Annotated in this window: 6 protein-coding genes; all 6 read left to right on the top strand. The window is 48.3% G+C overall.

Annotated features, from left to right (window positions below):
• Positions 1-500, top strand: a 500-nt coding sequence (locus AB7U36_RS14145; RefSeq protein WP_428160383.1) for a TIGR04211 family SH3 domain-containing protein, incomplete at its 5' end; no start/stop codon positions are given.
• 51 nt (positions 501-551) lie between these two features.
• Positions 552-2,168, top strand: coding sequence for an L-aspartate oxidase (nadB, locus tag AB7U36_RS14140; RefSeq protein ID WP_428160382.1), 1,617 nt, complete (start codon positions 552-554; stop codon positions 2,166-2,168).
• A gap of 146 nt (positions 2,169-2,314) precedes the next feature.
• The gene (locus AB7U36_RS14135) at positions 2,315-2,443 is read left to right on the top strand and encodes a hypothetical protein (protein ID WP_428160381.1); all 129 of its coding nucleotides are present in this window, start codon (positions 2,315-2,317) and stop codon (positions 2,441-2,443) included.
• Positions 2,444-2,446: 3 nt separating this feature from the next.
• Positions 2,447-5,623 carry a PAS domain S-box protein gene (locus tag AB7U36_RS14130; RefSeq protein WP_428160380.1) on the top strand — a complete coding sequence of 1,059 codons (3,177 nt, stop codon included), beginning with the start codon at positions 2,447-2,449 and terminating at the stop codon, positions 5,621-5,623.
• Between the two features lie 71 nt (positions 5,624-5,694).
• A complete protein-coding gene (locus tag AB7U36_RS14125; RefSeq protein WP_428160379.1) occupies positions 5,695-6,396 on the top strand; it encodes a transposase in 702 nt (233 codons plus the stop codon).
• A 355-nt stretch (positions 6,397-6,751) separates the two neighbouring features.
• Positions 6,752-7,720: a TerC family protein gene (locus tag AB7U36_RS14120; protein WP_286818432.1), complete on the top strand. Its 969-nt coding sequence runs from the start codon at positions 6,752-6,754 to the stop codon at positions 7,718-7,720.
• Positions 7,721-7,904 lie beyond the last annotated feature (184 nt).

The raw sequence follows: 7,904 nt of genomic DNA, 5'->3' as shown, positions 1-7,904 counted from the left end.
GGCCGGGTCTCGGCCATAAAGTTGTGGATATGGTCTCGTCAGGGGTCAAACTGGAGATTCTGGAATACGGCAAGGAGTGGTCTATGGTGAGAAATTCAACCGGGAAAACCGGCTGGGTGCTGACCCGCTTTCTTACGGAAGAAGCACCCAAAAGCCTTTTGGTTGAGCGGTATAAACAGGAAAACGAACGCCTGGCATCAAAGCTTTCCGCTGTAGAAGAAACTGCAAGAACCTTGGAGGTTCAGAATAAGGAGTTGACGGAAATTGCGCAGAAATATAAGCAACTCAAAGATGCTTCCGCAGGTTACCTGAAGCTTGAGATCAAACATAAAGCGCTTTTGGAACAGTCCCGGGAACAGGAAGAACGTATTCAAAACCTTGAACAAAGCATCAAAAGCGAAGTAAAATTTGCGTTGCTTTCCGGGGCCGGTGTTTTTATCGTGGGACTGATTTTCGGAATGAGCACCCGCAAGAAAAGAAGAGGTTCCCTTTTATCCTGATTTATCCTTAATTTTTTTAACACACCATTTAACATATTAAAGTATTGAGAAATGATTGAAACCGATTTTCTGGTCATTGGCAGCGGTGTTGCCGGTTTAAGCTATGCCTTGAAGGTTGCACAGTTTGGCAGGGTGGTCATTATCACCAAAAAAAAAATATATAAAACCAATACGGCACTTGCCCAGGGCGGCGTTGCCGCGGTATTCAGCAAAACAGATTCCTTTGAAAATCATGTGGCAGACACCCTGGCTGCAGGGGACGGACTTTGCGACGAAGATGTGGTGCGCATGGTGGTGGAAAACGGCCCGGAAAGAATTCGGGAGTTGGTAGATTTGGGAGCACGGTTCAACCGGGAGGGCGGCGGGAAATATGATTTCTCTCTAGGCCGGGAGGGCGGACATTCCCAGAACAGAATCATCCATGCCCGGGACCTCACCGGTAAGGAAATTGAAGATGTTCTGGTACACAATGTTGAACAGCATGAAAATATAACCATTTTGGAAAACCATGTTGCCGTCAACCTGATTACCTATTCCACAAGTGTCCGCAGCGGTCTTGTCAGAACCCAGCATGAAAACATCTGCTGCGGGGCTTATGTCCTGGATAATGAGACCGGAAAGGTGGAAACCTTTGCCGCTAAGGTGACTTTGCTTGCCACAGGTGGCGGTTCAAAGGTTTATCTGTATACATCAAACCCTGATACTGCCACAGGGGATGGCATTGCCATGGCATACCGGGCAGGGGCCACCGTGGCAAATATGGAATTTGTTCAGTTCCATCCCACCTGTCTGTTCCACCCCGAAGCCAAGAATTTTCTGATCTCCGAGGCTGTCAGAGGGGAGGGCGCGTATCTTATTGATGAACAGGGTAACCGGTTCATGGGAAAATACTCTCCGGACCTGGAGCTTGCCTGCCGGGACGTTGTGGCCCGGGCCATTGACAGTGAATTGAAAAAAACCGGTGCCGATTCCGTGTTTCTGGATATCACCCATAAGGATCCTGATTTTATCCGGAAACGGTTTCCCAATATTTATGCCAAATGCCTGGAGTTCGGCATTGACATCACCCGGCAGCCCATTCCCGTGGTGCCGGCAGCCCATTATATGTGCGGCGGCGTGGCCACGGATCTTAACGGACGGTCTGACATCCAGTGTCTTTATGCCGTGGGGGAAACCGCATGCACCGGCCTGCACGGGGCCAACCGCCTGGCTTCAAATTCCCTTCTCGAAGCCTTGGTCTATGCCCATAATGCGGCCCAGTCCTCATTAAAAGAGTTTGAACAGGCTGCGAAGAACCCCACTGTTGATCTGGATCCCTGGGATGAGACCAACACCCTGGATAGTGACGAGGCCATCATGGTCACCCACAACTGGGATGAGATTCGGCGCCTGATGTGGAATTACGTGGGCATTGTACGTTCCGACAAGCGCCTTCACCGTGCCCAGCGTCGTATTGAAATGATCCAGCATGAGATTGAAGAGTACTACTGGGATTTTAAAATTACGGCAGACCTCATTGAGCTGCGCAACCTTGCCATGGTGGCGGAACTGATCATTAAGTGCGCATTAATGCGCAAGGAGAGCCGCGGCCTGCACTACAATCTGTGGTATCCGGACAAGGATGATGCCAATTGCCTCGTGCCGACCCTGGTACAGAAAACTTTTTAAAAATAAAGTAATTGCCGACGGCAAAACAGTTATACAAGGCATTAACTTGGCATTGTACAACCAAGCCAAAGAGCTTTATCTGATGGACTCCTCCCTGAATGCCAGACCCAAATTGTCGCCGTTGCTTGAAAATATATCGACCCTGAATGTTTCAAAAAAAACTATTCATTATCAGTGAACTCCGGGCAGAATCCGTCACGGATAACATGGCCGGCCAATATGCCGCTGACGGATTCTGCCAATTTGAGGGCAAAGAAGATCAGTCAGGAGATTAGATTATGACCAGGAAGCCAACCTATGATGAACTCCTACAAAAAATTAAGGAACTGGAAGAGGAAAAGTGTACCTGGGAAAAAAAATCATCCGTTGAAGAAAGTGATTCCAAATCAAAAGCAATGGACTCATTAGATCAAGCTAATGATTCTTTGAGAAAAGCGGAAAATGAGCTTCGAGACAGTGAACGAAGGTTCCAACGGGCCATGAACGCCAGCCAGGATGGCGTATATGATTGGGATTTAGAGACTAAAGACATCTACTATTCTCCGGGTTGGAAGCGCATGCTTGGTTATGAACCCGATGAACTTCCAGATGCTTTTTCTATTTGGGAGAAATTAACGCATCCAGATGATATAAAAGCATCTTGGACTATGATGAACGAGGTGATTGAGGGTAAACGTGAGCGGTTCGAAATTGAGTTCAGAATGAAGCATAAGAACGGTCATTGGGTTGATATTCTATCCAGGTCGAACCTGTATAAAGATGATCTGAATGGCAGAGTCCGTGTCGTTGGAACTCATGTAGATATCTCAGAGATTAAAAAGGTTGAAAGAGAATTAAAAGCAAGAGAAGAAGAACATTGGGCAATCCTTGAAACAGCCATGGACGGTTTCTGGATTGTTGATACTGCAGGCCGTTTTCTCGAAGTTAATGAAACCTATTGTGAAATGAGCGGCTATGCAAAAGAAGAGCTTCTTCGCATGGATATCAGTGCCGTGGAAGATGTTGAGGCGCCCGCCGACACGGCCGCACACATGCAGAAAATTTTGGCCGATGGACAGGACCGGTTTGAAAGCCGCCATCGTCGCAAGGACGGGACACTCTTCGATGTGGAAGTAAGCGTTCAGAGTCGACCGTTGGATGAACCGAAATGCTTGGTCTTCCTTCGTGACATCACCGAACGAAAACGTGCAGAGGAGGCGTTGCGGGAGAGCGAGAAAACGTACCGGGCTTTGGTCAAAGGGATTCCCGACACCGTGATGCGCTTCGACCGTAAGGGGCGTCATCTGTTTGTCTCAGACAACGTGCGCAAAACCGTGGATATAGAACCGGGGCGTTTCATCGGTAAGACCCATGCGGAGCTGGGTTTTCCCGAGAGTCAGTGCCGGTTCTGGGAGGAATCCATCCGGCAGGTGTTCGACGGCGGCGTGCCCTTCGAGACCGAGTTCTCGTTCGAGGGCAAGGCAGGCCCCGTCATTTTCAACTGCCGGCTCCTTCCTGAGCGGGACGCCCAGGGGGCAATGTCTTCCGTGCTTTCGATCAGCCGTGATATCACCGCCCACCGCAAGGCAGAACAGGAATACCAGACCCTGTTCTGCGAGATGCTGGACGGCTTTGCCCTGCATGAGATCATCCTTGATGCGAACGGGACCCCGGTGGATTATCGTTTCCTGTCAGTCAATCCGGCATTCGAACGCATGACCGGCCTGAGATCCGGAGACATCGTGGGCCGCACCGTACTGGAAGTCCTGCCCGACACCGAGCGGCGCTGGATTGAAACATACGGCAAGGTGGCGCTCACCGGCGAATCGGTTCACTTCGAGAACCACAGCGTTGAACTCGGAAAGCATTTCGATGTGTCGGCCTTTCGTCCTGTTGACGGGCACTTTGTCTGCATTTTTCAGGATATCACCGACCGCAAGCAGGCTGAACTATCTCTTCTGGAAAGCGAAACTCGTTTTAAAGCACTTCATAATGCATCTTTTGGGGGAATAGTCATTCACGACCAAGGGGTTATTCTGGAATGTAATCAGGGTCTTTCGGAGATGACCGGATATGAATACTCAGAGCTTATCGGAATGAACGGACTTTTGTTGATTTCCGAAAAATCTCGAAAAAAAGTAACCAATAATATCCGAGCTGGTTATGAAAAACCTTATGAAGCATTCGGTTTGCGTAAAAATGGAGAAGAATTTCCCATGCGCTTAGATGCCCGGAATGTACCTTATAGGGGGAAACAAGTAAGAACGGTCGAGTTCCGAGATTTAACCGAACAGAAACAGGCTGAAGCGGAAAAAGAAAAACTCCAGGCCCAACTCTCACAGGCACAGAAGATGGAGTCCGTGGGTCGTCTGGCCGGAGGCGTAGCCCACGACTTTAACAATATGCTCAACATAATCCTCGGCAATACGGAAATGGCAATGGAAGAGATAGCCCCGGACGATCCGCTGCACGATAACCTCGGAGAAATTTTCTCTGCGGCCAAGCGCTCTGCCGACATCACCCGACAACTGCTGGCCTTTTCCAGAAAACAGACCATCGCACCCAAGGTCCTTGATCTCAACGATACCATCGGGAGCATACTCAGGATGCTTCGGCGACTGATCGGCGAGGATATTGACCTGGCGTGGCTGCCCGGCGTAAATATCCGGCAGGTCAGAATGGATCCGTCACAAATTGATCAGATTCTGGCCAATCTGTGCGTCAACGCCCGCGATGCCATTGCGGACGTAGGAAAGATCACCATAGAAACTGGCAACACGACCTTTGATTCCGCCTATTGTGCAACACATCCGGGCTTTGTAGCTGGTGACTTTGTCCTGCTGGCGGTCAGCGATGACGGCTGCGGCATGGATCAGGAGACGCTATCTAAGATATTCGAGCCGTTCTTTTCTACCAAGGACGTAGGTAAGGGCACCGGTCTGGGACTGGCCACGGTGTACGGTATCGTTAAACAAAATAGCGGTTTCATCAATGTTTACAGCGAGCCGGACCAGGGTACCACCTTCCGGATCTATCTGCCCCAGTATCTTGCTGAAACCGAAAGTCCGGAAAAGAAAACAGCAGACAAAATAGAAATGGACGGAAATGAAACCATTCTGCTGGTGGAGGATGAACCTTCCATCTTAAGAATGACCCGCATAATGCTGGAGCGAAACGGTTACAAAGTCCTTGCGGCCGGAACGCCGGGAGAAGCGATCTCTCTTGCCCGTGAACACAGTGGCCAGATTCACCTGCTCATGACTGATGTGGTCATGCCCGAGATGAACGGCCGGGACCTGGCCAAAAACCTGCTGTTGCTTTATCCGAACCTCAAGCGATTGTTCATGTCGGGCTATACAGCGAATGTGATCGCCCACCATGGCGTATTGGATGAAGGCGTGCAGTTTATTCAGAAACCGTTCGGAAAGCAGGATCTGGCGATCAAGGTGCGGGAGGTGTTGGACGAAGCGAAATAGGTAACGGGTAATTGGGGTCAGAGTAAAATTAAGCGTTGAATTCACTCAAGAATGATCCTAAACAATGATCCATGGCTCGATTACAGCGCATAGCACCCAAAGACATCCCCATCCATATCATCCAGAGGGGCAACAACCGGCAGGTTTGTTTTGGATCGGATGCCAATCATGCAGCTTTTGCCGAATGGTTGAAAGAATATTCACAAAAATACCATGTTGATGTGCATGCATGGGTGATGATGACCAACCATGTTCATTTGCTGTGCACGCCCCGTAAAGAAAATGGTATCAGTCAAATGATGCAGGATCTGGGACGTCGTTACGTTCGATATTTTAATTATGAATACAAGCGCACCGGAACCCTTTGGGATGGGCGTTATAAATCCTGTCTGATACAATCCGACAGGTATTTGCTTGAAGTTTACAGGTATATTGAACTCAATCCTGTCCGAGCCGGGATTGTTTCAAATCCTAAGGATTATCGCTGGTCGAGCTATCGGATCAATGCACTGGGAAATGTTTCGGATTTATGTATCCCCCACCCTGAATATTTGAATCTTGGGAGGGATTCAGACAAACGCCGGAAGAACTATTGTGAACTGTTCAAGCATCATTTCAGCGACACTGTATTAGAACAAATCCGAAAGGCAACGAACAAGGGCATGATCGTCGGCAATGATCGATTCCGTGAAGAAATCGAAGCCTTAACCGGCCGGCGGGTTAAGGAAAAGAAAAGAGGAAGGCCGGTTGGGTGGCGGAAGCCAAAGATTTAACTTTACTCTGACCCCAATTATTCTAGAAATCATGATAATGGCCTTGGGGGCTTGTTTTGGCTTGTCCTGATCTCCTCAGCCTACTATTTTTTAAATTCATGCGTCAGCACTGGATTGGTGTAAAAAAAATTGACAATTAAAAGTGAACGAATTATATGTACACAACATTATAAAGGGGAGTAGTTATCGGTCGAAGAAAAGGCCGACCCGGATTCCGTCAAGACGGTCGAAAGACCCGGTACCGGGGCAGTGATTCTGTAAACAAGACCTTTATCCCGGATACCATGCCGAGGGTAAAGGTTTTTTTATTTTATCGGCATGGTATCTACGAATGATTTTGTTAAGGAAGGTATCTATGATTGCTGAAATCACCTGGGTCCATTGGACTGCATTTATCCTCGCCGTTATCCTATGTCTGTCCATGGATCTGGGTTTGTTCCACCGGAAAGCCCATGCCGTAAGATTCAAAGAGGCCATCCTGTGGACGGCCATATGGGTTGCGGTAGCCATGGGATTTGCATGGGGACTGAATGTTTTACGCGGTCAGGAAGAGGCTCTTGAATTTTTGACTGGTTATATTGTGGAGCTGTCCCTGTCCATGGACAATGTGTTTGTCATGGCCTTGATTTTCAGGTACTTTCAGGTCCCCTTAGCCTATCAGCACCGGCTTCTGTTCTGGGGCATCATGGGTGCCCTCGTTCTGAGAGGGAGCATGATCTGGGCTGGAGCTGCCCTGGTACGGCAATTTGAATGGATCCTGATCGTTTTTGGTTCTTTTCTAATCTTCAGCGGAATCAAATTGCTGTGTGCCAAAGAAGAAAGTGTGGAACCGGAAAAAAATATCTTAATGCAATTGGCCAGAAGATTTCTGCCCATATCTCCTTCCTATGATCGACAACGCCTTATCACCATTGTCAACGGCCACCGCATGTTTACGCCTCTGGTTCTGGTACTCATCATGGTGGAGGCCACGGATCTTATATTTGCCCTGGATTCAATTCCTGCGATCTTCGGCATCACGACAAAAGAATTTATTGTATTCACCTCCAATGTATTTGCCGTTCTGGGGTTGAGATCCCTTTATTTTGCCCTTGCCGGGGCAATAGACTATTTTCGCTATCTGAAAGTCGGCCTGTCGCTGGTGCTGGTTTTTATTGGTGTCAAAATGTTCCTGCTAAAATTCATCCACATATCCACACTATTGTCTTTGGGGATCATAGGGACAATTATCCTGGGCTCTATCGGGATTTCTCTTGTCAGCCGTTGGATACAGATCAGCAATCAATTGAAACAAAAAGAAATATCCGGCACGACCAATTTTTAAAGAAAAAAGAACATAACACGGGAATTTATCGGCATGCTCATAATCAGCTCGGTTTCAATAAGAATCCGTGATTGGGAGAGAGCCTGTCATGGATCTTTTGAATGGGGGAATATTATTGATGATTGATCTCTATCAGTTTGTGCGGATCAATAAAAAGGTGGTCATCTGGTCTTGCTTCTTTGGG

This window comes from Desulfobacter sp., from assembly GCF_050177295.1.
The sequence above is the reverse complement of the archived record's forward strand: the minus strand, read 5'-3'. Positions and strand labels throughout refer to the sequence as shown.

Coding starts and splice junctions, on each gene's coding strand:
- nadB (WP_428160382.1), top strand. CDS start 552: ATGATTGAAACCGATTTTCTGGTCATTGGCAGCGGTGTTGCCGGTTTA.
- AB7U36_RS14135 (WP_428160381.1), top strand. CDS start 2,315: ATGTTTCAAAAAAAACTATTCATTATCAGTGAACTCCGGGCAGAATCC.
- AB7U36_RS14120 (WP_286818432.1), top strand. CDS start 6,752: ATGATTGCTGAAATCACCTGGGTCCATTGGACTGCATTTATCCTCGCC.
- AB7U36_RS14130 (WP_428160380.1), top strand. CDS start 2,447: ATGACCAGGAAGCCAACCTATGATGAACTCCTACAAAAAATTAAGGAA.
- AB7U36_RS14125 (WP_428160379.1), top strand. CDS start 5,695: ATGGCTCGATTACAGCGCATAGCACCCAAAGACATCCCCATCCATATC.